The organism is Aquabacterium sp. TM01 (assembly GCF_057808345.1).
In genome coordinates this window covers 2,165,711-2,190,056 of record NZ_AP046529.1, presented here as the reverse complement: position 1 = coordinate 2,190,056, position 24,346 = coordinate 2,165,711, and the positions used below count along the sequence as shown (strand labels likewise).

Annotated in this window: 18 protein-coding genes; 10 read left to right on the top strand and 8 right to left on the bottom strand. The window is 64.9% G+C overall.

All coding sequences use genetic code 11. From position 1 onward, the window contains the following. Positions 1-11 precede the first annotated feature (11 nt). A complete protein-coding gene (phoR, locus tag AC3WW4_RS10010) occupies positions 12-1,343 on the top strand; it encodes a phosphate regulon sensor histidine kinase PhoR (protein ID WP_488828288.1) in 1,332 nt (443 codons plus the stop codon). 9 nt (positions 1,344-1,352) lie between these two features. Here phoR and AC3WW4_RS10005 read toward each other — a convergent pair whose 3' ends face one another. From AC3WW4_RS10005 to trxA, 4 genes are all read right to left on the bottom strand, one after another. Next, positions 1,353-3,041, bottom strand: coding sequence for an ArnT family glycosyltransferase (locus tag AC3WW4_RS10005; RefSeq protein ID WP_488828287.1), 1,689 nt, complete (start codon positions 3,039-3,041; stop codon positions 1,353-1,355). Between the two features lie 102 nt (positions 3,042-3,143). Continuing rightward, complete coding sequence (locus AC3WW4_RS10000) at positions 3,144-3,401, bottom strand: type B 50S ribosomal protein L31 (RefSeq protein WP_320361629.1); 258 nt, start codon at positions 3,399-3,401, stop codon at positions 3,144-3,146. A gap of 103 nt (positions 3,402-3,504) precedes the next feature. Continuing rightward, a complete protein-coding gene (gene rho, locus AC3WW4_RS09995) occupies positions 3,505-4,770 on the bottom strand; it encodes a transcription termination factor Rho (RefSeq protein WP_488828286.1) in 1,266 nt (421 codons plus the stop codon). A gap of 262 nt (positions 4,771-5,032) precedes the next feature. Further along, positions 5,033-5,362 carry a thioredoxin TrxA gene (gene trxA, locus AC3WW4_RS09990; protein WP_488828284.1) on the bottom strand — a complete coding sequence of 110 codons (330 nt, stop codon included), beginning with the start codon at positions 5,360-5,362 and terminating at the stop codon, positions 5,033-5,035. 287 nt (positions 5,363-5,649) lie between these two features. Here trxA and AC3WW4_RS09985 point away from each other — a divergent pair, with 287 nt between their 5' ends. Next, positions 5,650-7,410 (top strand): HDOD domain-containing protein, encoded by a 1,761-nt coding sequence (locus tag AC3WW4_RS09985; protein WP_488828283.1) that lies wholly within the window; start codon positions 5,650-5,652, stop codon positions 7,408-7,410. Here the strand turns inward: AC3WW4_RS09985 and AC3WW4_RS09980 are convergent. Then, on the bottom strand, positions 7,397-8,434 hold the full coding sequence (locus AC3WW4_RS09980; protein WP_488828282.1) for a quinone-dependent dihydroorotate dehydrogenase: 1,038 nt from the start codon (positions 8,432-8,434) through the stop codon (positions 7,397-7,399). The genes AC3WW4_RS09985 and AC3WW4_RS09980 overlap by 14 nt on opposite strands. 215 nt (positions 8,435-8,649) lie before the next feature. Here AC3WW4_RS09980 and AC3WW4_RS09975 point away from each other — a divergent pair, with 215 nt between their 5' ends. Further along, a complete protein-coding gene (locus tag AC3WW4_RS09975) occupies positions 8,650-11,007 on the top strand; it encodes a Tex family protein (protein ID WP_488828281.1) in 2,358 nt (785 codons plus the stop codon). 130 nt (positions 11,008-11,137) lie between these two features. On the opposite strand, the gene AC3WW4_RS09970 is transcribed toward AC3WW4_RS09975, so the two are convergent. Together AC3WW4_RS09970 and scpC are read right to left on the bottom strand one after the other, a co-directional pair. Then, positions 11,138-13,450 (bottom strand): heavy metal translocating P-type ATPase, encoded by a 2,313-nt coding sequence (locus AC3WW4_RS09970; protein WP_488828280.1) that lies wholly within the window; start codon positions 13,448-13,450, stop codon positions 11,138-11,140. Between the two features lie 48 nt (positions 13,451-13,498). Beyond that, positions 13,499-14,986 carry a succinyl-CoA:acetate CoA-transferase ScpC gene (gene scpC / locus AC3WW4_RS09965; protein ID WP_488828279.1) on the bottom strand — a complete coding sequence of 496 codons (1,488 nt, stop codon included), beginning with the start codon at positions 14,984-14,986 and terminating at the stop codon, positions 13,499-13,501. 142 nt (positions 14,987-15,128) lie between these two features. On the opposite strand from scpC, the gene AC3WW4_RS09960 reads away from it, so the two are divergent. From AC3WW4_RS09960 to paeA, 3 genes are read left to right on the top strand one after another with little or no spacing between them, the layout of a single operon-like run. After that, positions 15,129-16,025 (top strand): LysR family transcriptional regulator, encoded by an 897-nt coding sequence (locus AC3WW4_RS09960; RefSeq protein WP_488828278.1) that lies wholly within the window; start codon positions 15,129-15,131, stop codon positions 16,023-16,025. Between the two features lie 39 nt (positions 16,026-16,064). Next, entirely contained in the window at positions 16,065-17,135 is a 1,071-nt protein-coding gene (locus tag AC3WW4_RS09955) for a patatin-like phospholipase family protein (RefSeq protein WP_488828276.1), read from the top strand. 41 nt (positions 17,136-17,176) lie between these two features. After that, positions 17,177-18,493, top strand: coding sequence for a polyamine export protein PaeA (gene paeA / locus AC3WW4_RS09950; protein ID WP_488828275.1), 1,317 nt, complete (start codon positions 17,177-17,179; stop codon positions 18,491-18,493). A gap of 35 nt (positions 18,494-18,528) precedes the next feature. Here the strand turns inward: paeA and AC3WW4_RS09945 are convergent, their stop codons facing one another. Beyond that, positions 18,529-19,665: an iron-containing alcohol dehydrogenase gene (locus tag AC3WW4_RS09945; RefSeq protein ID WP_488828273.1), complete on the bottom strand. Its 1,137-nt coding sequence runs from the start codon at positions 19,663-19,665 to the stop codon at positions 18,529-18,531. 181 nt (positions 19,666-19,846) lie between these two features. Between AC3WW4_RS09945 and AC3WW4_RS09940 the strand changes: the two genes are divergently transcribed. From AC3WW4_RS09940 to AC3WW4_RS09925, 4 genes are all read left to right on the top strand, one after another. Further along, positions 19,847-20,575, top strand: a complete 729-nt coding sequence (locus tag AC3WW4_RS09940; RefSeq protein WP_488828271.1) for a TetR/AcrR family transcriptional regulator — start codon at positions 19,847-19,849, stop codon at positions 20,573-20,575. Positions 20,576-20,671: 96 nt separating this feature from the next. Further along, complete coding sequence (locus tag AC3WW4_RS09935; protein ID WP_488828270.1) at positions 20,672-22,081, top strand: 3-oxoacyl-ACP reductase; 1,410 nt, start codon at positions 20,672-20,674, stop codon at positions 22,079-22,081. Positions 22,082-22,109: 28 nt separating this feature from the next. Next, positions 22,110-22,970 (top strand): MaoC/PaaZ C-terminal domain-containing protein, encoded by an 861-nt coding sequence (locus AC3WW4_RS09930; RefSeq protein WP_488828269.1) that lies wholly within the window; start codon positions 22,110-22,112, stop codon positions 22,968-22,970. A gap of 42 nt (positions 22,971-23,012) precedes the next feature. Next, positions 23,013-24,305, top strand: a complete 1,293-nt coding sequence (locus AC3WW4_RS09925) for an acetyl-CoA C-acetyltransferase (RefSeq protein ID WP_488828268.1) — start codon at positions 23,013-23,015, stop codon at positions 24,303-24,305. Positions 24,306-24,346 lie beyond the last annotated feature (41 nt).

Genomic DNA, 24,346 nt, shown 5'->3' with positions numbered 1-24,346 from the left:
CAGGACGAGCGGTGGATTCAAACCAATCGTGGTTATTGGTACGGGTGTCATCCCGCATTGGCTATGCCTGCGTCGGTACGCTGGCGGGTTGGCTGGTGGGGTACTACACAGCCTACCCTTTAACGTTGGCCGTGGTGGGGTGTGCCGCGGCACTGATCATTCAGTCCGCCGTGGACACCTGGCGGGGGCAGTTGTTGCTCGACTGGCTGCGCACGCCGGAAATGTCGCCGCCCTCCATCTCCAGTATCTGGGGAGAGATTGCGCATCGCGTGCAGCGTCTGTTGCACGGGCGCGAGCAGGCCATCGACCAAGAGCGGGCCAGGCTGGCCGAGTTTTTGTCGGCGATCGAGGTGTCGCCCAACGGCGTCATGCTGCTGGACGCTGCCGAGCACATCACATGGATCAGCGCGAGTGCGGCCAACCATTTTGGACTCGATCCACGGCGTGACCTGCAGCAGCGCGTGACGAATCTGATTCGCCAGCCAGCGTTTGTGCAGTACCTGAGCGCGGGCGACTTTCGCGAGGGGGTGAAATGCCCCATGGCCACCGGTGCACACAACTGGCTGCAGATTCAGGTCAAGGGCTACGGCGATGGGCTCAAACTGGTCTTGTCGCAAGACATCACCGAGCGTGAGCGGGCCGATCACATGCGCCGCGACTTCGTGGCGAACGTCTCGCATGAGATCCGTACGCCGTTGACCGTGCTCAGTGGATTCATTGAAACCATGGGGACGTTGCCCTTGACCGAGGTGGAGCGCCAGCGGGTCATCGGCCTCATGTCGCAGCAAGCTGAGCGCATGCAGAGCCTGGTCTCAGACTTGTTGACCCTGGCTCAGATAGAGGGGAGTCCGCGTCCCGCGCCGGATCGCTGGTTGAAGGTGGACGACTTGATGCAGCGCATCGACAACGATGTACGCGGCCTGTCGCGCGGCCGTCATCCCTTGACGGTGACCGTCGATGCGCGGGACCTGCGCGGCGAGATCGCGGTTGTGGAGAGTGAATGGCTGAGTGCGATGGGCAACCTCGTGTCCAACGCCGTGCGCTATACCCCTGATGGCCAACCCATTGATGTGCGCTGGCAAATGCTGCCCGATGGTCGCGCCGAATTCAGCGTGAAGGATGGGGGTGTGGGCATCGCGCCCGAACACATCTCGCGCCTGTCTGAGCGTTTCTATCGCGCAGACAGCAGTCGTTCACGCAACACGGGTGGCACGGGCTTGGGCTTGTCGATCGTCAAGCACGTGGTGCAACGCCATGGCGGCGAGTTGAAGGTGCAGAGCGAGCTGGGGCGAGGGTCCACCTTCAGCCTCACGCTGCCGGCCGTGCGCGTTCGCAACGTGTGAGCGCCAACTTCAGCGTCGGTAGATCACGATCTGTTCGGAATTGCGGGTGCGCTGGTTGTGCCGTGCCTGGAGGTGCCAGCCTGGCACCTCGGGAATGGCCACCCGACCGGGGAGTTGGACAACCAGCACCTCACAGTGGCGGGCCTGATGGCCCAGCTGGGGCGCGAGGCCATCCACCCGATAGTGCCCAAAATACTCCAGGCCGGTCAACAACGCGACTGTGGCGCCCGGGGCGCAGACCATCGTGTGGGGGCGCACATCGGCCTGCATGCGCTCGACCATGGCGCGGTAGCTCCGGGCCTGGTCCAAAATGGGCAGCCACAAAGTCATGAAGAGCAGCCAGCACAAGGCCACGCCTCCGGCAGGCAACACCAGGCTCTTCCACAAGGCGTGAGACACACGGGCGGTGCGCCAGCGCACCAGTCCCAGCCACAGCAAGGTGCCCATCACAGCCGCAATCAAGGCCAGCCAGGAAAAGTCAGCCTGGGTGCCAGGCACCAGCTTGGCAATGCGCTCGGCCGTGCGAGCGGGGGCACCGGTGTGCAGCGCGACGTAGCCCAGCCAGATCAGGAGGCCGCACACCGTGAAGAAAAACACCGAAAACCAGTCGATGGCCGAGCCGAGGCTGCGTTGCAAGATGGGCAGCGAAAACGCGGCCAACACGGCCAGCGAGGGCAGGGCAGTGAGAAGCGCGCGTTCGTTGGCCCCCATGCTCAGCGAGGCCAACAGGCCCACCAGCGCGGTGAGCAGGGGCGCCGCAATGTGGCGATGCGTGACCTGCCGCCGCCAGTGCCAGATGGTGAGTGTCGCCAAGGGCAGGACGGGCCAGGTGAACCACACCAGCAGGCGCAGGACCGCTCCCGGCGTGTCGGGCCAGGACAGTCGCCATGACCAGCCTGACAACCCCATGGCCGACAAGCCACTGGCCAAGGCCAGGGCGAGCAGCATGGACACCAGCACCCAGCGCAGATGCTGACGCTGTTCGGGCTGACGGGACAGCAGGCAGACCAGGCCCCCAGCCGCGCCTAGCCACAAGGCCACGGCAGGGCTGCCACTGGCGGCCATGACGGGCAAGCTCAGCAAGGCCGCCCAACGGGCCTTGTCAGCCCGGGTCTCGGCCACGGCCAAGCCGTACAGGAAGAGCGTGCTGCCTGCCAGTTGCAGCAATTCCGGAGTCGTTTCATGCCCCAGTTGCAACAAGCCCAGCGAGGCAATCAAGGCCAACACGCCACCGTCGGCCACGGCGCGGGCGTAATCGGCCGGTGCCGCTTCGCCCCCGAAGGCCAGAGGCAGAGGCTGGGCTGCCTTGGTACGCGCCAGGTGATAGGTGGTGTACCAAGTCAGCACCAGGATGAGCGCCAAGAGCATGGCAAACGGTAGGCGCGCGGCCAGGGCCGGATCGACCCAAGGGCTCAGCACGTTGATGAAGGCGCCGCCCAGCCAGTAAGGCAGTACCCCGCCCGAGGTGGGCAGCACTCCACCCACATTCGGGTGCAACCAAGAGGCCTGCCCCAAGGCAAGACTCCACATGTGCCCGAACGAGGCGATGTCTTCGTTCTTCCAGGGGTCGCGCCCAAACAGGCCCGGCAGCACATAGGCGGCACAGAACAGCAGCAAAGCCCAGCGCGGCAGTCGCTGCACCGCTTTCTGGGTGACCAGGGCTGGGGAGACGCGGGATTCCTGAAGACGAGCGTTCATGCGGTGCAGGGCGGAGCAAGGCAGAAATGAAAAAGGGCAGCCTGAGCCACCCTTTTGAGTATCGCGGAAACGGGCGCTGCATGAGCAGGCCCGAGAGCCGAATTACTTGCGGAACTGCGCAAACTTGTTGCGGAACTTTTCGACGCGGCCACCCAGGGTGTCCACGCTCTTTTGCTGGCCTGTGTAGAAGGCGTGCGATTCGGAAGAGGTTTCCAGCTTGAACAGGGGCAGTTCACGGCCGTCGTCCAGCTTGATGCTTTCCTTGGTAGGAGCGCACGAGCGGGTGATGAATTGGAAGCCGTTGGACTGGTCGACGAAGACGACGTCGCGGTAGTTGGGGTGAATACCTTGCTTAGGCATAGGGGAACCTCTTGCTGTTTGCATCATCGGTAGCCACCAGGCACCATGCCTGGCACTTTCCGACAGCCGGAAAACCCGAGATTATAACGGGTTTCGGGGTGGATTAGCCACCACGCCTCATCATGTCGAAGAAGTCGTGGTTGTTCTTGGTGGAGCGCATCTTGTCGAGCACGAACTCCATCGCCTCGATCTCGTCCATCGGGTAGAGCAGCTTGCGCAAAATCCAGCTCTTTTGCAGGATTTCGGCCTTGAGCAGCAGCTCTTCGCGGCGGGTGCCCGACTTGTTGATCAGGATGGAAGGGTAGACGCGCTTTTCGGCCATGCGACGGTCCAGGTGGATTTCGCAGTTGCCAGTGCCCTTGAACTCTTCGTAGATCACTTCGTCCATGCGGCTGCCGGTGTCGACCAGCGCGGTGCCGATGATGGTCAGCGAGCCACCTTCTTCGATGTTGCGCGCGGCGCCGAAGAAGCGCTTGGGACGTTGCAGGGCGTTGGAGTCCACGCCGCCCGACAGCACCTTGCCTGACGAGGGCAGGACGTTGTTGTAGGCGCGGGCCAGACGGGTAATTGAGTCCAGCAGGATGACCACGTCCTTGCCCAGTTCGACCAGGCGCTTGGCGCGCTCGATCACCATTTCGGCGACCTGAACGTGGCGCTGAGCGGGTTCGTCAAAGGTGGAGCTGATGACCTCGCCGCGCACGGTGCGCTGCATTTCGGTCACTTCTTCCGGGCGCTCGTCCACCAGCAGCACGATCAGGTGCACGTCAGGGTGGTTGGCGACCAAGGCGTGAGCCAGGTTCTTCATCAGCACCGTCTTGCCGCTCTTGGGCGGGGCGACGATCAGGGCGCGTTGGCCTTTGCCGATGGGGGCGATCAGGTCAATGATGCGGCTGCTGACGTTGTCGTCGCTGCGCAGGCCGTCGCTCTCAAGCTTGAACTGCTCGGTCGGGAACAGCGGCGTGAGGTTCTCGAACATCAACTTGTTCTTGTTGACCTCGGGCGACATGCCGTTGACGCGGTCCACCTTGACCAGGGCAAAGTAGCGCTCGCCATCCTTGGGCACGCGCACTTCGCCTTCGATCAGGTCGCCGGTGTGCAGGTTGAAGCGGCGCACCTGACTGGGCGACAGGTAGATGTCGTCCGTGCTGGCCAGGAAGCTCATGTCGAGGGCGCGCAGGAAGCCGAAGCCGTCGGGCAGCACTTCGAGGACGCCGTCGCCGAAGACCTGCTCTCCGGCCTTGGCGCGCTTCTTCATGATGGCAAACATCAGCTCTTGCTTGCGCATGCGAGCGACGTTTTCAATTTCAAGAGTCTCTGCCATCTCGACCAGCTTGGAGATGTGCAGCGCCTTCAGTTCTGACAGATGCATGTAGGGGTACCCTGAACGAAACCCGCAGGCACCACAACGTTGCAGCAACGTTTGGCCGAGCAGGTGAAAAACGCGTGGGTGAAAGGATGGATTGAGGCGAACGCCTCGGTTCGCTCGGGTGACTGGATTCGGGCTGGTGAGGGTGACTCACATTGCGGGATCTGCACCCAGACTGCCGGTCGGGCGACCGGGCAGGCAAACGAACACCGACTGCGGTCAGGCAATCGGTGAATGCATTATAGGGACGAAATGCCCCCAGCTATCACAGGTTGCCGTCGATGAAGGCCGTCAACTGGGCCTTGGACAGGGCGCCGACCTTGGTGGCGGCCAATTGACCGTCTTTGAAGATCATCAGCGTGGGGATGCCGCGGATGCCGAACTTGGCGGGCACATCGCGGTTCTGGTCGACGTTCATTTTGGCAACGTTCAAGCGACCAGCGTAGTCCTTGGCGACTTCGTCCAGGATCGGGGCAATCATCTTGCAGGGGCCGCACCATTCGGCCCAGTAGTCCACCAGCACGGGCTGGGTCGATTGCAGCACGTCTGCGTCGAAAGATGCGTCGGAAATGTGTTTGATCAGGTCGCTGCTCATGAAACTGTCCTTGAGGATGCAGGAACAGGCGCTTCATCAGTTCAACGTCGCACCTGTCCAGATATGCGACGATTTTGACACAGAAGATGTCGAGATCAGGGTCTGACCTGAGAGACCCTGTTGATGGCGCCCATAGCCGCAAACTGTTGCGCGGCGGTTGCATTCATCCAGTGAAATGGGTGGCTTATGCCCCCTACGCTAAAGTATCGGCTTGTCTGAATATGTCGTGCAATGGAGGGGCTGTGCTCTTTCTGGGCCGGCAGCCCCTTGTTTCGATAACGCACTCCATGACGCGTGCCACGCCCACACCTTCTGCACGCCCTCGGTATTTCGGGCGGTTCGAGTTGCGTCAGCAATTGGCGCGTTCGAGCGCATCACAAATGTGGATGGTGCTGGACAGTCACCTCAAACAGGAGGCGGCGCTGTGCGTGCCACGTGTTCAACCTCTGAATGAGGCTGAACGCGAGGTGTGGATGCAGGATGTGCAGTTGGGTGCACGCCTGAAGCACCCGCATCTGGCGCAGGTGCTGGAGGTGGGCGTTCATGAAGGCTGGCCTTTTGTCATTCTGGAGCGAGGTGAACTGGTCACCCTGGCGGAGCGATTGGCCGATGGTGCACCCCTGACACCGCAGGAAAGCGCTGGCATCGTGGTCGATGTGCTGGATGGCCTGGCCTATGCCCATGAGGCGGGGTTGGTGCATCAGGACATCGGTCTGCACAGCGTGCTGCTCGACCGATCGGGGCGGGCACGCTTGGCGGCATTGGGCGTGGGTTTGAGGGCCGGGGCGGCAGGTGAGCCTCGCCGCACCCATCTTGATCTGTATGGATTGCGTCAGGCGTGTGAGCGCGACGTGTTGATGGTCGGCCTGCTGCTGCACCGGTTGCTGGCCAACCAGCCCGCCTTGGACGAGCCGGATCTGGGCAATGCGGTGACCCGTGTCGGGGCTGAGATCGTGCGGCTGCCCTGGAGCACGCCGCAGACCGTGCCGGACCCTTTGCGTGCGATTGCCAACCGTGCGACGGACCGGCAGCAGCGACAACGCTACTTGAATGCGCGCACCTTGTTGAGTGCCTTGCAGCGCTGGATCAAGACGCACACCGAAGATGCCGGTGGGCCACTGGCCTTGTTGCTGGACCGCCTGAACACGGTCGGCGCCTTGCCTGGGCGACCAGGCACCGAGCGTGCGCTGGTGTCGGCCTTGTCGGTGGAAACCTTGCGGGTGGATGACCTGATCGAGGTGGTGTTGAAGAACCCGGCCATGGCCTGGGAGATGTTGCGCGCTGTCAACACGGCCTCGTTCCAGAGCCAAGGCGACGACGAGGGCGCGACCACCTTGTCGAGAGCGGTGGTGATGCTCGGGCAGGAGGGCATCCGTCGTGTGGCGTCCAGCATCCGTGCCTGGCCCGGTGCGTTGGCCGCGCAGGCCAGTCTGAGCGCGGATGAGGGGGCTGCGGCGGTGTCGGTGCTGGGCGCTGAGCTCAGGCGGCATTGCATTGCCGGACACATTGCGCGCTTGATGGCGCCGTTCTCCATTCAGGATGAAGAGGCCGCGCTGGCGGCGATGGCGCAATCTTTGGGCTCAGCCTTGATCGCTTACCACTTCCCGGATGAGACGGCGCAGATCTCACGCTTGATGCAGGAGCTGCCCGCCACCGAATCCGAAGGCCGCCCGACGCCCGGCATGCCGCCAGAGGCCGCCGTGAGTGCGGTGATGGGTGTGGAGATGGACGAGTTGACGGCGGCCGTGCTGCGCCATTGGGGCCTGCATGAGCGCCTGCTGGCATCTGCGCGACCCTTGAGCCGCAGCAACCCGGTGCGCAAGCCCGCGACGCGTGAGGAGACCTTGCGCACGGTGGCCAGTCTGGCCAATGAGCTGGCTGCGACCGTGATGCTGGAAACGGAGAAGCAGCCTTCGGCCGTGCATCAGGTTTACATGCGCTACACACGCGCCCTTGACCTGACACCGAAAGAGTGCATCCAGGACCTGGAGCTGGCCACCCGCCTGGTGGATGGCGGGCGGCGACCGGAGTCGGTCAGCCCAGCTTGAGGGCTTGGGCGCAAGCCTTGACCAGCTCGGGTCCCTGGTAGATCAGGCCGGTGTAGATCTGGACGAGGTCGGCGCCAGCGTCGCGTTTCGAGCGTGCATCGGCGGCGCTCATCACGCCCCCCACACCAATGATGGGGTAGCGCGGACCCAGGGCAGCACGCAGTTGGCGGATCACCAGGTTGCTGACCTCCAGCACGGGCGCGCCGCTCAGACCACCAGTTTCTTCGGCATGCGGCAGGCCTTTGACGGCTTCGCGCGAGATGGTGGTGTTGGTGGCGATGACGCCGTCGATCTCGTTCTTCTGCAGTGTGGCGGCGATGACGCCCACCTGGGTTTCGTCCAGGTCAGGCGCGATCTTCACGAACATGGGCACGGTGCGGCCATGGCGTTTGATGAGGTCTTGGCGACGCTCTTGAAGCTGGGCGAGCAGAGCGTCGAGGGCTTCGTCGCTTTGCAGGGCGCGCAGGTTCTTGGTGTTGGGAGAAGAGATGTTGACCGTGACGTAGTCGGCGTGCGGGTACACACCTTCCAGGCAGATCAGGTAGTCGTCGACCGCATTCTCAATGGGGGTGACGGCGTTTTTGCCGATGTTCAGACCCAGGATGCCGCCGTTCTGGCGAAAGCGCGCGCGCTTGACGTTGGCCAGGAAGGCGTCCAGGCCGTCGTTGTTGAAGCCCAGGCGGTTGATGAGCGCGTTGGCCTCGGGCAGGCGGAACATGCGGGGCTTGGGGTTGCCCGGCTGCGCTTTCGGGGTCACGGTGCCCACTTCCACAAAGCCGAATCCCATGGCACCCAGGCCGTCAATCACGCGACCGTTCTTGTCCAGGCCCGCGGCCATGCCCACCCGGTTGGGGAAAGTGATGCCGGCGATCTCAACGGGGTCGTTGACCCGTTCGGCGCCCCACAGGCAGGCCAGCGGGGTGTTCTGGAAACGGGCGAGACCGGCCATGGTCAGCTCGTGCGCGGCCTCCGGGTCCATCTTGAACAACACGGATTTCGGCAGGGAGTAGGGAAGTAAGGCCATGAGGTGGCAGGAACGGCTCACGTGTGAAACAAGCCGCTATTGTCCCCGATCTCGCGCGGGAGGCCGGCCGTGGCTTTTCGTGTGGCGGGAGGTGAGGCAAGGCGAGCATTCGGAAGTGTCGGTATGGCAAACTGCGCCCCCTGTAGCTGGGTTGGGCGTGACCGTGGTCACTTGCAAAGTCCCACCCGCGTGAGCGTTTCTGAACGAGGCCGAGCTTGGACAAGATCCTGATGCAACTGGCGGCGGAACTCAATGTCCGCCCCGCGCAAGTCAATGCTGCCGTGCAACTGCTGGATGGCGGTGCGACGGTGCCCTTCATTGCCCGTTATCGCAAGGAGGCCACCGATGGCCTCGACGACACGCAGCTGCGCGATCTGGAGGCTCGTTTGGGCTATCTGCGTGAGCTGGAAGACCGCCGCGCGGCGGTGCTCAAGAGCATCGAGGAGCAGGGCAAGCTGACGCCCGATCTGCGTGCGGCCATCGAGGCGGTGCCCACCAAGCAGGAGCTGGAAGACCTGTACCTGCCGTACAAGCAAAAGCGGCGCACCAAGGGCATGATCGCCCGCGAGGCAGGTATTGAGCCACTGGCCGACAAGCTGTTTGCCGACCCGACGCTGGACCCGCAGGCCGAAGCGGCGGCGTTTGTGAACGCCGATGCTGGGTTTGCCGATGCGTTTGCAGTGTTGGACGGCGTGCGCGACATCCTGTCGGAGCGTTGGGCCGAAGATGCCACGCTGATCGGCAAGATGCGGGACTGGCTGTGGTCGGAAGGCCTGTTCAAGTCCAAGCTGATGGCGGGCAAGGACGAGCACAACCCGGACGTGGCCAAGTTCCGTGACTACTTCGATTACGACGAGCCGATTCGCACGGTGCCGTCGCACCGGGCGCTGGCCGTTTTCCGTGGCCGCACCCTGGAAATTCTGGACGCCAAACTGGTGCTGGACGAAGAGGTGATGCCGGGCAAGCCAAGCCTTGCCGAGGGCCGCATTGCCGTGCACCTGGGCTGGAGCCACAGCAAGCGCCTGGCGGACGACCTGATCCGCAAGTCCATTGCCTGGACCTGGAAGGTCAAGCTCTCGCTGAGCTTGGAGCGTGACCTGTTCTCGCGCTTGCGAGAGTCGGCCGAAGCGACCGCCATCAAGGTTTTTGCCGAGAACCTGCGTGACCTGCTGCTGGCCGCACCCGCTGGCAAGCGCGTGGTGATGGGGCTGGACCCCGGCATCCGTACCGGGGTGAAGGTGGCGGTGGTGAGCGACACGGGCAAGGTGCTGGACACTTCGACGGTGTACCCGCATGAGCCGCGCAAGGACTGGGAAGGTTCGATCCACACGCTGGCCAAGCTGTGCGCGGCCCATGGCGTGAACCTGATCGCCATTGGCAATGGCACGGCCAGCCGCGAGACCGACAAGCTGGCGGCCGACCTGATCAAGCGCATTCAGCAACTGGCGCCGGGCACCCCGATCGAGAAGGTGGTGGTGTCGGAAGCGGGCGCGTCGGTGTATTCGGCTTCGGAGTTCGCCTCGAAAGAGCTGCCCGAGCTGGACGTGAGCCTGCGCGGCGCGGTGTCGATTGCCCGCCGTCTGCAAGACCCGTTGGCCGAGCTGGTGAAGATCGACCCCAAGAGCATTGGCGTGGGCCAATACCAGCACGACGTGAATCAGAGCGAGCTGGCGCGCACGCTGGACACGGTGGTGGAAGACTGCGTGAACTCGGTGGGTGTGGATCTGAACACGGCTTCGGCGCCGCTGCTGTCGCGCGTGTCGGGCTTGAGCTCGGCGGTGGCCAACAGCATCGTGCGCTGGCGGGATGCGAACGGCGCGTTCCGCAACCGCAAGCAGCTGATGGACGTGGCCGGCCTGGGGGCCAAGACCTTTGAGCAGGCCGCTGGCTTTTTGCGGATTCGCGATGGCGACAACCCCTTGGACGTGACCGGGGTGCACCCAGAAACCTATCCGGTGGTCGAAAAAATGCTGAAGACGACCGGCAAGCCCATTGGCGAGGTGATGGGCAAGAGCGATGTGCTGCGCACCCTCAAGCCCGAGCTGTTTGCCGATGACAAGTTTGGCGTCATCACGGTGAAGGATATTCTGGGTGAGCTGGAAAAGCCAGGCCGTGACCCGCGCCCGGACTTCAAGGTGGCCCGCTTCAACGATGGCGTGGAAGACCTCAAGGACCTCAAGGAAGGCATGGTGCTGGAGGGTACGGTCAGCAACGTGGCGCAGTTTGGCGCATTCGTGGACCTGGGGGTGCATCAGGACGGCCTGGTGCACGTGAGCCAGTTGTCGAACAAGTTCGTCACCGATGCCCGTGAGGTGGTCAAGACTGGCGACATCGTGAAGGTGAAGGTGCTGGAAGTGGACCTGTCGCGCCAGCGAATTTCGTTGACGATGAAGCTGGATGCGGCCACAGGCCCGAAGGCGGCAGGGGCTGGGCGCGACAGTGGGTTCAAGCCAGCGGCGCGCAACGAGCGGGTGCAGGGTGGCGGCCGGGGGGCTGGTGGTGCCAGCGGTGGTGCCGCACAAGGGCAGTCGGCCATGGCGGCAGCATTTGCCAAGTTGCAGACCAAGCGTTGATGAGCGACTGACCCATTGCGGCACCATGAGGCTGCAATGGATCGATGTTGAAACGAAAAACGCCCGGCTTTCACCGGGCGTTTTGCCATGCGCGCTCTTCTGAGTGAGGCCTTGCGCTCGTGTGTGTGGGTCAGTCCTTGAAGCGCAAGAGACGCAGGCCGTTGAAGACCACGATCAGGCTGGCGCCCATGTCGGCGAAGACGGCCATCCACAAGGTGGCGTGACCACTCAGCGCCAGGCCAAAGAAGACCAGCTTGATGCCCAGCGCCAGCGCGATGTTCTGCTTCAGCACGGCCGAGGTGCGGTGACTGAGGCGCACGAAGGTGGCGATCTTGCGCGGGTCGTCGTCCATGATGGCGACGTCGGCGGCTTCGAGGGCCGTGGCCGTGCCGGCAGCACCCATGGCCAGGCCGATGTGAGCGCGGGCCAGGGCGGGGCCGTCGTTGACGCCATCGCCCACCATGCCGACGTGGCCGTGTTCGTGGATCAGGTCTTCGATGGCCTTGAGCTTGTCCTTGGGCAGCAGGTTGCCGCGCGCATCGTTGATGCCGGCTTGCTGCGCCATGTGGCGAGCCGCCAAGGCGTTGTCGCCGCTCAGCATGACGGGGTGGATGCCCAGGGTCTGGAGCTGGCGCACGGCGTCGGCCGATTCGGGGCGCAGCGTGTCGGAGACTGCCAACAAGGCCTGGGGCCCGGTGGGGTTGATGAGAATGAGGGCGGTCTGACCCGTTTGCTCGATCTCGGCCAGTTGCGCCTCCAGCGCGGGGGAGCACAGCCCCAAGTCTTCGAGCAGTCGGTGGTTGCCCAGGTGCCAGGTGTGCTGGTCGATGTCGCCGCGCACGCCCAGGCCGTGCAGGCTGTGGAAGGCGGTGACCTCGGACAGCGGAGCCTGGCCTGCGGCGCGTGCCTGCCAGGCCTGCACCACGGCTTGCGCCACGGGGTGGGCGCTGTGGTGATCGAGGCTGGCCGCCAGGCGCAGGGCCTCGGTGTCGCTCAAGCTGCCGAGTGAGCGCACCAGGGTCAGGGCTGGCTTGCCGTGGGTGAGGGTGCCGGTTTTGTCGAGGGCGATGGCTTTGAGTAGGCGCCCACCTTCAAGGTGTGCGCCGCCTTTGACCAGAATGCCGCGCCGGGCGGCAGCAGCGAGGCCGCTGACCACGGTGACCGGTGTGGACACGACCAGCGCACAAGGGCAGGCGATGACCAGCATCACCAGGGCCTGATAGATCCAATGCAACCAGCCTTGCGTGGTGAGCAGGGGGCCGAGTACGGCGGTGGCCAGGGCCAGCATCACGACGATGGGGGTGTAGTAGCGCGCGAACTGATCCACAAAGCGCTGCATGGGTGCGCGCTGGGACTGCGCTTCCTGGATGGCGCGGGCAACGCGGGCCAGGGTGCTGTCACTGGCTGCGGCGGTGACCAGGGCTTCAAGCACACCGTTGGTGACGATGGTGCCGGCGTAGAGGGAGTCGCCCGCTTGCTTGTCCACCGGCAGGCTCTCGCCTGTGATGGGGGCTTCATCCAGTGCAGCCTGCCCCTGGATGACGCGGGCGTCGAGCGGAACCCGTTCACCGGCCCGCACGCGGATGCGGGCACCGGTGTTGACCTGCTCAACGGGCTGGCTGACCCAGTTGCTGCCCAGCCGGACCTGGGCGGTGTCGGGCGCTAGAGCCGACAGGGACTGGATGGCGTGGCGGGCGCGCTCCAGCGACAGGGCTTCAATGGCCTCGGCCAGTGCGAACAGGAAGACCACCATCGCGGCTTCTGACCAACGCCCGATGAGCAGGGCGCCGCTCACCGCCAGCGTCATCAAAAAGTAGATGTTGAGCGTGAAGTGCCGCAGGGCGATCCAGCCCTTTTTCAGGGTGGGCAGGCCGCAGGTGAAGATGGCCAGCACGGCCAGTGCGGCACCCAGCGGGTGATGCTCGTTGCCGGTGATCCAGGCCGAAGCTTCGGCCCCCACGGCGGCGATGCCTGATATGGCCAGCCACAGGCGCGCCCGCATCGGCAGGGCCGGAGGCAAGGCGGTGGGGCGTTGTCCGGCCTCGATCAGGCGGGGCGCCATGCCCACGGCTGTCAGCGCCTCTTCCAAGGGGTGAGGGTCGTTCAGGCGGTGGTAGACCGTCAGCTCACGTCCGATGAGGTTGAAGTCCAGCCTCACAACGCCTGGCATGGGCTCCAGCTTGTTGCGGATCAGGCGCTCTTCGGTGGGGCAGTCCATCTGCTCGATGCGGTAGCGCACTTGGGCTGCATCGGGCGGGGCTTCAAGGGGGGGAGGGGAGACAAGCTGCGCGGCCTGGGTGGCAGGTCCGCAGCAACTGTCTGAGTGCCCATGCTCGTGGCCGTGGTCGGCATCCGGAGACGGGACACCACATGGCGCTTGTGGCGCAATGTGAATGGGGATGATGGTGCGCTTTGGAGGCGTCTGAGTCGACTGCTGGCTCATGCCTCATTCTGGCACGCAGGCATCACCCCTGCTGGCAGGCGGGGCCTGTCAGCGCATGCTGCCGGTTTTCTGGAATCGGGTGTGCCAGGCAAAGGCTTCTTCCAGCAGGTGGGGCGTGTGGCCACCGCGCTGGCTCGCGGCCTTGACGTAGTCCTGCAGCATGCCGCGGTAGCTCGGGTCCACGCAGTTGGCGATGATGACGGCGGCGCGCTCGCGCGGGGCCAGCCCGCGCAGGTCGGCCAGGCCGTGCTCGGTGACGATCACGTCCACATCGTGCTCGGTGTGGTCCACGTGGGTGACCATGGGCACGATGGACGAGATGGCGCCGTGCTTGGCCATCGACTTGGTCACGAAGACCGACAGGTGGGCGTTGCGGGCAAAGTCGCCCGATCCACCGATGCCGTTCATCATGTGTGTGCCGTTGACGTGCGTGGAGTTGATGTTGCCGTAGATGTCGCACTCGAGCGCCGTGTTGATGGCGATCAGGCCCAGGCGGCGGATGACTTCAGGGTGGTTGGAGACCTCTTGCGGACGCAGCACCAGACGCGACTTGTAGTTCTGGATGTTGCCCAGCACGCGCTCGTACGTGGGCTTGGTGAGGGTGATGGACGAGGCCGAGGCGAAGCTCAGGCGGCCGCTGTCCAGCAACTCGATGGCGCTGTCTTGCAGGACCTCGGAGTACATCTTGAGGTCGTGGAACGGCGAGTCGATCAGGCCGGTCAGCACGGCGTTGGAGATGGTGCCGATGCCCGATTGCAGGGGCTGCAGCGAGGCCGACAGGCGGCCCACCTTCACCTCGTGGCGCAGGAACTGATCGAGGTGGCCGGCAATGGCGTTGGTTTCGTCATCGGCCGGCAGGATGTTGGAGGGGCTGTCGTCCTTTTCCGTGATGACGATGGCCGCGATCTTGGCCGGGTCAATGGGGATGAAGGGCACGCCGATGCGCTGTTCCGGATTGATCAGCGGGATCGGCTGGCGGTACGGGCGGTAGGTGGGGATGAAGATGTCGTGCAGGCCTTCGAGCTCGACCGGCATCTTCAGGTTGATTTCGATGATCACCTTCTTGGCCAGGATGGCGAAGCTGGCCGAGTTGCCCACCGAGGTCGTCGGCACGATGGCGCCGGTTTCGGTGATGGACGAGGCCTCGATGACGGCGATGTCCACGGGGGCCAGTTGACCGGAGCGCAGTTGCTCGACGGTTTCGGACAAGTGCTGGTCGAGGAACATCACCTCGCCGTTGTTGATCTTTTTGCGCAGCGTAGCGTCCACCTGGAAGGGCAGGCGGCGCGAGATGGCGTTGGCTTCGGCCAGGATCTTGTCGGTGTCGTTGCCCAGCGAGGCGCCCGTCATCAGGGTGATCTGGAGGTGTTCCTGACGGGAGCGGTCGGCCAGCGCCAGCGGCACGGCCTTGCAGTCGCCCGCGCGGGTGAATCCGCTCATGCCCACGGTCATGCCGTTTTCAAACAGGGTGGCAGCGTCGTGCGCGGACATGATCTTGTCGCGCAGGCGGGCCAGACGGATGCGGTCTTCGTACATGGAGTCTCCAGTGGGGGCGTACACGCCGATACCTTGCCGGCGCGCAATGTGGAAATCAGTATAAAAACGGACAGTCATGCGTGTTGCGACTTATATTCATGGAATTCAGTCGCAAAACGAATGGCGTTGACCGCCACCCATCATGGACCTCCGAGCCCTGCGTTACTTTGTCGAAACCGTGCGCCACAGCAGCTTCACCCAGGCGGCGGAGCACCTGTGCGTGACCCAGTCCACTGTCAGCAAAATGGTGCGGCAGTTGGAAGACGAAGTGGGGCAGCCCCTGTTGATCCGCGAAGGGCGGGGCGTGCGCCTGACCGATGCCGGGCGCATCGTCTATGAGGGCGGTCAAGAGGCCTTGGCCGTGGTCAAGCGGCTGACGCAGGATGTGGCAGACCTGGGCGAGCTGGTGCGGGGCGAGGTGACGGTGGGCATCCCGCCCATGGTCAATCTGTTCTTTCCGCCTTTGATCAAGCGCTTCAAGGAGCGCTACCCGCAGATCAAGCTCATGGCGCAGGAGGCTGGGGGGCAGGTGATTGAGCAGCGCGTGCTGGCGGGCGAGCTGGAGGTGGGGGTGACGGTGTTGCCGGTGCCGCCCGACAGTGGCTTGGCGAGCACGGAACTGGGGCGCTTTCCGATCTGTCTGGTGGGCACGAAGGCGTCGTCGTGGTATGGGCTGCCGCAGCCCAGTCTGGCCTCACTGGACCGGGAGCCCCTGTTGATGTTCAGCGAGGACTACGCGCTCACCAAACGCCTGCGTGAAGGTTTTGCCCGCGCTGGGGTGTCCCCGACGGTGGTGGGGCAGAGCGGCCAGTGGGACTTTCTGTTATCGCTGGCGATGGCGGGCTTGGGCACGGCCCTGATGCCCGAGCCTTTGCTCAAGCGCCTGCGCCTGCCCGATGATGTGGTGATTCGCCCGCTGTGCGAGCCCGACGTGAGCTGGCGGGTAGGGCAGGTGTGGGTGCCTGAGCGACACATGTCGCACGCCGCGCGGGCCTGGCTGGCCGTGTGCGCCGAGGAAGCGGCCTTGCCCTTGTTCTGACGCCTGTCGGGAGGCCATGCTGCGCTATCCTTGCCGCCCATGAAGGCCTTGCACATCCATGTGGGCGAGCGCGCCCGTCGGCACATTGAGGCATCGGGCCTGCAGCCGCACGACATCCGCCTGGTGCCGGCTGCGGCCGGTGGCCCCAAGGGGCTCATCCTCAACCACCTCGACCGTCATTTGTTCGGGCAATGGTTGCCGCAAGGCGGGCACACCGTGCACCTGGTGGGCGCCTCCATTGGCGCCTGGCGCATGGCCACGGCGGCCATGGCCGAGCCGTTGCGCTCGTTTGCCGATCTGGCGTACGGCTACATCGCGCAGCACATCGAGCCCGAGGCCGGACGCAAGATGCCCTCACCCCGACGGATCACGCAAGGCTTCACTGACACCCTGAATGGCTTTTTCGGCGAAGAGGTGCCGGGCATCCTGAGCCACCCACGTTATCGCCTGCATGTGCTGACCTCGCGCGGGCGACAGGTGCTGCGGCAGGCCACGCCGTCGCGCACTCTGCTGGGCTTCACCGGCCTGGCCCTCGGCAATGCAGTGTCACGCAAGGCCGTGGGTCTGTTTCTGGAGCGCACGGTGTTTTCCTCGGCCGGTGAGGCCTTGCCGGTGCCGCTGCGGGATCTTCCGACGGGGCGGGTCGAGCTGAACGCGGGCAACTTCATCCCGGCCATGCTGGGCTCGTGTTCGATCCCCTTCATGCTGGACGCCGTGCGCGACATTCCTGGCGCGGTGCCGGGCTCACACTGGGATGGCGGCATCGTGGACTACCACTTTCACTGGCATTACGCGGCCATGCAGCCGGGGCTGGTGCTGTACCCGCATTTCCAGCAACAGGTGGTGCCCGGCTGGCTGGACAAGGCCTGGAAATGGCGCCATGGGGCCACGCCCTGGCTGGACAACATGGTGCTGCTGGCGCCCAACCCGTCCTGGGTGGCCACGCTGCCCGGCGGCAAGCTGCCCGACCGCAAGGACTTCACCGGGCTGGGCCGCGAGGCGCGCGTGCGGGCCTGGACGCAGGCGGTCGCGCAGGCTGCGCAACTGGCCGACGAGTGGCAGGACTGGCTGCAGCGCGGATGCCCGGCCACCGAACTGTTGCCCCTGTGATGCCATGACGCGAGGCGTGCAGGCTCGCTACACTTGATGTCATGGATCCTGTCAGCAGCCTGTTCCTCATCGCGGTGTTGATCATCGCCAGTGCTTTTTTCGCCATTGCCGAACTGTCGGTGGCCGCGTCCCGGCGCTTGCGCCTGCGCCAGATGCTTGAACAAGGTGATCAGCGGGCCGCACGCGTGATGGCCGTGCAGGACGAGCCGGGCGACTTCTTCACTGCCATCCAGATCGGTGTCAACACCGTGGCCATCCTGGGTGGGGTCGTGGGGGAGGGCGCGTTTGCACCGCTGTTGCAGCCACTGCTGGCCGCCTTGCCATTGAGCGAGGCCCAGGTCGGCACCGCTGCGGCGGTGGTGTCGTTTGTCATCGTCACCAGCCTGTTCATCTTGCTGGCCGACCTGTTCCCCAAACGCCTGGGCATGTCGGCGCCCGAGCAGGTAGCCTTGCACGTGGTCGGCCCCATGCACCTGTTCCAGCGCCTGGTGCGCCCGGTGGTGTGGCTGTTCAAGGGCATGTCGGAGGGGCTGTTTCGCCTGCTGGGCCTGCCCGATCGGCGCGACGAAGGCGTGACCTCGGACGACATCCTGGCGATGGCAGCCGCCGGTGCGGAAGCCGGGGTGCTGGCCGCGCAGGAACACCGCGTCATTGAAAACGTGATCGAGCTCGACACCCGCTTGGTGACCAGCTCCATGACCGCGCGCGACAGCATCGTGCACCTGATGGTGGACGACAGCGAGGCGCTGATCCGTGCGCGCATCGACCAGTATCCGCACTCCACGTATCTGGTCTGCAACGGCGACATCGACCATGTGGTCGGCTATGTGGACTCCAAGGACCTGCTGAGCCTGGCCTTCAAGGGCCAGCCCATCAGCCTGCAGGGCAACGACGGCTTGGTCAAGAAGGTGTTGACGGTGCCCGACCGCCTGACGCTGTCCGAGGTGCTGATGCAGTTCCGCCAAGCCTATGTGGACTTCGCGGTCATCATCAATGAGTACAGCCTGGTCGTGGGCATCATCACCATCAACGACGTGATGAGCACGGTGATGGGCGGGCTGGTGGGGCCTCAGGATGAGGAGCAGATCGTGCAGCGCGACGCCAACTCATGGCTGATCGACGGCGTGACGCCGATCGAGGATGTGCTGCGCGCGCTCGACCTCGATAGTTTGCCCAACCAGGAAGAGTACGAAACGCTGGCGGGCTTCATCATGGTGATGCTGCGCCGTGTGCCGCGCCGCACCGACAAGGTGAGCTGTGAAGGCTATCAGTTCGAGGTGCTGGACGTGGACAGCTACCGCATTGACCAGGTGATGGTCAGCCGTATCACTACCGAGGAAGTGCGCGGCGACGTGTGAGCACCCCGGCGTGCCAGGGGCTCACATCCTGAGCGTCACATCGACGCTTCGAGGATGTTGCGGTACTCCTCGGCCGTGGCCACGCGCGGATTGGTCTTGTGGCAGTGGTCGGCCATGGCGCCACGGATGATGCGGTCGAACCATTCGCGCTGCACGCCCATGTCGGCCAGGCCCTTGGGCAGCCCCAGGCGCGCGTTCATGTCGCGAATCGCCTGCGGGATGTCGGCCTCGGAGGCCAGGCCCATGGCGTGCGCCATGCGGGTCAGTCGGCGCTCTTTCTGAATGGACTCGGCCCCCGCGTTGAACTGAATGACCGCGGGCAGGAACATGGCGTTGAGCGTGCCGTGGTGCAGCTTGGGGTTGACGCCGCCCAGGCTGTGGCTGAGGCTGTGCACGGCGCCCAGGCCCTTCTGAAACGCCATGGCGCCTTGCATGGAGGCGCTCATCATGTTCAGGCGGGCCTCACGGTCGCTGCCATCACGGGTGGCGCGCTCAATGTGGGCCCAGGCGCGCTCCAGCCCGTCCAGGGCAATGCCGTCTGCCGGTGGGTTGAAGGCCGGCGCCATGAAGGTTTCCATGCAGTGGGCGATGGCGTCCATGCCCGTGGCGGCCGTCAGCGCCGGCGGCAGGCCCAGGGTCAGCTCCGGGTCGCAGATGGCGGCCTTGGGCATCAGGTTCCAGGAGTGAAAGCCCAGCTTGCGGCCGTCGTCGACGATGACGATGGCGCCACGAGCCACCTCGCTGCCCGTGCCGGCGGTGGTCGGCACCGCGATCAACGGCGCAGCGGCCGCGGTGATCTTGGGTGAACCGCCTTCGATGGTGGCGTAGGTGGTCAGCGGACCGGGGTGGGTGGCCATGATGGCCAGGCCCTTGGCCAGATCGATGCTGGAGCCGCCGCCCACGGCGATCAGGCCGTCACAGCCTGCCGCTTGCCAGACAGCGTGCGCGGCCCGCACGGCGGCTTCGGTAGGGTTGGGCGGGGTCTGGTCGAACACGGTCACCGGCAAGTCGGCCAGCCCATCCAGCGCCTTCTGCAACACGCCCGCGGCGCGCACCCCCGCATCGGTGACGACCAGGGGGCGGCGGATGCCGATGCGTTCGCATTCGGCAGCGAGTTGGCGGATGGCGCCGAACTCGAACTGGATCTGGGTGAGGTACAGGATGGTGGCCATGGCGCTGTAGAAGTGAAAGGGTGACGGGATCAAAAGCCGACGGATGATTCTCCCCTCAAAGCAGGGGGGACCCCTCAAAAAGTGCCTTCGTGTTTGCCCCATGGTCAAAGCGGTGTCATACGATACGCTTCATGCATGAAACGGGCGTTTGAAACGTCTGTATCTCGGAGACCTTTCGCACATGACCGCGGCCACCACACGCCTGACTCCTGCCGACACCAAGACCCGCATCCTCGATGCGGCCGAGGCGCTGTTCGTGGCCGGTGGCTTTGACGCCATGTCGATGCGCCAGATCACGACCACGGCCAGCGTCAACCTGGCGGCAGTCAACTACCACTTCGGCAGCAAGGACGCTTTGATCCAGGCCGTGCTGGCTCGCCAACTCGATCCGCTCAACGATGCGCGTGTGGCCTTGCTTAGCGCCCTGGAGACTGATCTGGGTGAGCGCATGACCTGTGAGCACGTGCTGGTGGCCATGTTCCTGCCGGCGGTGCGCCTGTCGCGCAGCGGTGCGCCGAACGCCGAGCGCTTCCTGCATTTTCTGGGGCGCGCCTACACCGACCCGTCCCCCGTGGTGCGCGAGTTCATCGACACGCATTACCTCGAAACCCTGGGCCGCTTCTTCCTGGCCTTCCAGCGCACGCTGCCTGAGTTGAGCCGCGATGACCTGGGGTTCCGACTCAATTTCGCCATGGGCGCGCTGTCCGGCATCCTGGCCGGCGGCAACACCCAGCGGCTGATCCGCGATTTCACCCAAGGGCAGGGCGACCAGGAGGTCACGCTGCTCTCCCGCTTGATTTCCTTGATGGTGGCGGCGCTCAAGGCGCCTTTGCCGGGGCCGGGCGACACCACGGTGCTGGACGCCATCGTCCGCATGCCGGCGGTGGCCAATTTGGTGCCAGAGGCTTGATTCAACTGTGAAGGCGGCCGACCCGGCTGCCACGTTCTCCAACCGGTCTGGTGCCTGGCAATGCGGGCGCGGACCACTTTCTCTGCGAGTGTTCTGATGAGTGACGGATACCTTGACTTCGCCAATTCGGGCCTGGGCGCCAAGCTGGTCAACATGCTGGGCCTGCCCAAGCCTTTGCCGCTGGAGCGCTATCAGCCCGGTCAGCCGGTGATTCAGGGCACGGTGCTGGTGGGTGGCGGCGAACAAGCCCCGCTGCTGCCAGCCCTGGCCAAGGTGTTCAAGGCCATCGGCGCGCAAACCTTGGCCCACGAGCGCGTGCCGCAGTGGGTGAGCATCGCCAACCAAGCGGGCCTGACGACCGGCCGTTGGGGCGGTGCCGGCAAGGGCGGTGAAATGGTCAAGGCCCTGGTGTTCGACGCCACCGGCCTGACCGACAGCACCCAGTCTGACGCGCTTTACTGGTTCTTCCACGACGCTGCGCGCTCGCTGCTGCCTTGCGGGCGCGTGGTCGTGCTCGGCCGTCCGCCCGAAGCCTGCGCCTCGCCGCGCCAGGCCACGGTGCAACGCTCGCTCGAAGGCCTGACCCGTTCGCTGGGCAAGGAGCTCAAAAAGGGCAGCAACGCCCAGCTGGTGTACGTGGCCGAGGGCGCGGAAGATCAGATCGAGTCCACGCTGCGTTTCCTGCTGTCGCCGCGCTCGGCCTATGTGTCGGCCCAGGTGATCCGCATTGGTCAGGTCGTGGGTGCCTCGCAGGCGCCTGCCGACTGGCAACAGCCCCTGGCGGGCAAGAAGGTGCTGGTGACCGGGGCCTCGCGCGGCATTGGCGCGGCCATTGCCGAGGTGATGGCCCGGGACGGCGCCCAGGTGATCTGTCTGGACGTGCCGCAGGCGCAGGCAGGCCTCGATGAGGTGGCCAAGAAGATTGGCGGCACCTCGCTGGCCCTGGACATCGGCGCGCCCGAAGCACCGCAAAAGCTGGTGGACGCCGCCAAGGCACAAGGTGGCTGGGACGTGATCGTGCACAACGCCGGCATCACCCGCGACAAGACGATTGCCAACATGAAGCCTGAAATCTGGCAACTGGTGGTCAACGTCAACCTGTCCACGCAAGAGCGCATCAACGAGGCCCTGGTCGAGTCCGGCGCGCTCAAGGCCGGTGGCCGCATTGTCTGCGTGTCGTCCATCTCGGGCATTGCGGGCAACATGGGGCAGACCAACTATGCCGTCTCCAAGGCCGGTGTGGTGGGCATGGTGCAAAGCTGCGCACCCTTGTTTGCCCAGCACGGCATCACCATCAATGCGGTGGCCCCCGGCTTCATCGAAACGCAGATGACGGCCGCCATCCCGTTCGCCATCCGCGAAGCCGGGCGTCGCATGAACTCCATGAGCCAGGGTGGGCTGCCCGTTGACGTAGCCGAGGCGATTGGCTGGTTTGCCAGCCCCGCTTCCAGCGGCATCACCGGCAATGTGGTTCGCGTGTGCGGCCAGAGCCTGATTGGCGCCTGATCGTCACAGCACCCGGAGGCGCACGGCCATGAAGATCATCGAAGTCGACAAGCTGCCCAGTCCCCTGAGTCTGAACTTCGGGGCCTTGCGCTCCAGCACCAAGCGCCCCGGCAGGGTCGAAGCCTTGCCGGAGGTGACCTATGTGCGTCCCCATGTGTTGGTGGACGGCCAGAAGGCCGCGGCCTACGCCAAGGTGTGCGGCTTTCAGCGCGCGCATGGCGTGCCCATGCTGTTTCTGCACATGGAGGCCTTCCCGCTGGCCATGATGCTGTTTGGCAGCAAGCGCTTCCCGTGGCCCGCCATGGGCATCGTGCACCTGGCCAACAGTGCCACCTTGCACCAGCGTGTGCAGGCGGGCGATGTGCTGCGCATTGAGGTGCAGACCGGTGAGCTGTTCAAGCACGAAAAGGGGCAGGTGTTCACCTTGCACGCCCGCGCTCTGCGCGATGGGCAACTGGTGTGGGACAGCACCTGGACCCTGCTGCGCATGGGCGTGAGGCAGCCCCACGGCGCCCCCTACGTCAGCGCGCTGGGCGAGTTGCCACCGCTGGCGCGCCAGGCGGACTTCTACGCCGACTCCGGCATCGGCCGGCGCTACGGCCTGGTGTCGGGCGACATCAACCCCATTCACCTGTCGGCCATCACCGCGAAGTTCCTGGGCTTTCGCCGTGCGGTGGCGCATGGCATGTGGACCAAGGCCAAAGCCCTGAGCACCTTGCTGCCGCGTGAAGACGTGGCCTATGCCTCGGTGCAGGTCGAGTTCAAAACGCCGCTGTTTCTGCCGGCGCGCGCTTCCCTGTGGGCCGTGCGCGACGAGCACGGCGCGGTCTTCGAGGTGCGCAACGCCCGTGGCGACAAGCCTCATCTGCGCGGCCGGGTCTCTTACTGACGCACGGCGACATCCATCCATTTGTTTCAAGGACTTTCACGCATGAGCACCACCATCCGTCGCGTCGCCATTCTGGGCGGCAACCGCATCCCCTTTGCCCGCTCCAACACGGTCTACTCCAACGTGTCCAACCAGGAGATGCTGACGGCCACGCTGCAAGGCCTCGTTGACCGCTTCCACCTGCACGGCGAACGCCTGGGTGACGTGGCCGCCGGCGCCGTGATGAAGCACAGCCGTGACTTCAACTTGGTGCGCGAATCGGTGCTGTCCACCACGCTGGCCCCGGAAACGCCGGCCTACGACCTGCAGCAAGCCTGCGGCACCGGGCTGGAAGCCGCCATGCTGGTGGCCAACAAGATTGCGCTGGGCCACATCGAATCCGGCATCGCTGGCGGCGTGGACACCACCTCGGACGCGCCCATCGGCATCAACGAGAAGATGCGCAAGATCCTGATGGAGGCCAACCGGGCCAAGGGCACCGTGGCGCAGCTGAAGGTGCTCGCCAAGATCCGTCCCAGCATGCTGGTCAAACCGTCCATTCCCCGCAATGGCGAGCCGCGCACCGGCCATTCCATGGGCGAGCACGCCGAACTGATGGCCCAGGAGTGGAACATCCCGCGCGAAGAGCAGGACCAACTGGCCTGCACCAGTCACGCCAATCTGGCTCGTGCCTACAACGAAGGCTTCCTGGCCGACCTCATCACCCCGTTCAAGGGGGTGAGCAAGGACAACAACCTGCGCGAAGGCCTGACGATTGAAAAGCTGCGCTCGCTCAAGCCTTGCTTCGACAAGAAGGTGGCACCGGGCCAGGGCACGCTGACCCCCGGCAACTCCACCCCCTTGACCGACGGCGCCTCGGCCGTGCTGCTGGCCAGTGAAGACTGGGCTAAAGCCCGCAACCTGCCCGTACAGGCCTACATCACCCACAGCGAAGTGGCGGCCGTGGACTTCTTCAACAAGAAGGAAGGCCTGCTGATGGCGCCGGCCTACGCCGTGCCGCGCATGCTGCAACGCGCTGGCCTGACCCTGCAGGACTTCGACTTCTACGAAATCCACGAGGCCTTCGCTGCCCAGGTGCTGTGCACCCTGAAGGCTTGGGAAGACCCCACCTACTGCAAGGAGCGCCTGGGCCTGGACAAGCCGCTGGGCGCCATCGACCGCAGCAAGCTCAACGTCAACGGCAGTTCGCTGGCCGCCGGCCACCCCTTCGCTGCCACCGGTGGGCGCATCGTGGCCTCGCTGGCCAAGATGCTGGCACAAAAGGGCTCGGGCCGTGGCCTGATCTCGATCTGCGCCGCAGGGGGCCAGGGCGTCGTCGCCATCATCGAGCGCTGAGCCGCGCACACCGTTCAGCCGCATCAGACATCCGAGGAGAA

Excerpts from the sequence above, each read along its gene's own strand:
- AC3WW4_RS10005 (WP_488828287.1), bottom strand. The coding sequence starts at position 3,041 with ATGAACGCTCGTCTTCAGGAATCCCGCGTCTCCCCAGCCCTGGTCACC.
- AC3WW4_RS10000 (WP_320361629.1), bottom strand. The coding sequence starts at position 3,401 with ATGCCTAAGCAAGGTATTCACCCCAACTACCGCGACGTCGTCTTCGTC.
- rho (WP_488828286.1), bottom strand. The coding sequence starts at position 4,770 with ATGCATCTGTCAGAACTGAAGGCGCTGCACATCTCCAAGCTGGTCGAG.
- trxA (WP_488828284.1), bottom strand. The coding sequence starts at position 5,362 with ATGAGCAGCGACCTGATCAAACACATTTCCGACGCATCTTTCGACGCA.
- AC3WW4_RS09985 (WP_488828283.1), top strand. The coding sequence starts at position 5,650 with ATGACGCGTGCCACGCCCACACCTTCTGCACGCCCTCGGTATTTCGGG.
- AC3WW4_RS09980 (WP_488828282.1), bottom strand. The coding sequence starts at position 8,434 with ATGGCCTTACTTCCCTACTCCCTGCCGAAATCCGTGTTGTTCAAGATG.
- AC3WW4_RS09970 (WP_488828280.1), bottom strand. The coding sequence starts at position 13,450 with ATGAGCCAGCAGTCGACTCAGACGCCTCCAAAGCGCACCATCATCCCC.
- scpC (WP_488828279.1), bottom strand. The coding sequence starts at position 14,986 with ATGTACGAAGACCGCATCCGTCTGGCCCGCCTGCGCGACAAGATCATG.
- AC3WW4_RS09960 (WP_488828278.1), top strand. The coding sequence starts at position 15,129 with ATGGACCTCCGAGCCCTGCGTTACTTTGTCGAAACCGTGCGCCACAGC.
- AC3WW4_RS09955 (WP_488828276.1), top strand. The coding sequence starts at position 16,065 with ATGAAGGCCTTGCACATCCATGTGGGCGAGCGCGCCCGTCGGCACATT.
- paeA (WP_488828275.1), top strand. The coding sequence starts at position 17,177 with ATGGATCCTGTCAGCAGCCTGTTCCTCATCGCGGTGTTGATCATCGCC.
- AC3WW4_RS09945 (WP_488828273.1), bottom strand. The coding sequence starts at position 19,665 with ATGGCCACCATCCTGTACCTCACCCAGATCCAGTTCGAGTTCGGCGCC.
- AC3WW4_RS09940 (WP_488828271.1), top strand. The coding sequence starts at position 19,847 with ATGACCGCGGCCACCACACGCCTGACTCCTGCCGACACCAAGACCCGC.
- AC3WW4_RS09935 (WP_488828270.1), top strand. The coding sequence starts at position 20,672 with ATGAGTGACGGATACCTTGACTTCGCCAATTCGGGCCTGGGCGCCAAG.
- AC3WW4_RS09930 (WP_488828269.1), top strand. The coding sequence starts at position 22,110 with ATGAAGATCATCGAAGTCGACAAGCTGCCCAGTCCCCTGAGTCTGAAC.
- AC3WW4_RS09925 (WP_488828268.1), top strand. The coding sequence starts at position 23,013 with ATGAGCACCACCATCCGTCGCGTCGCCATTCTGGGCGGCAACCGCATC.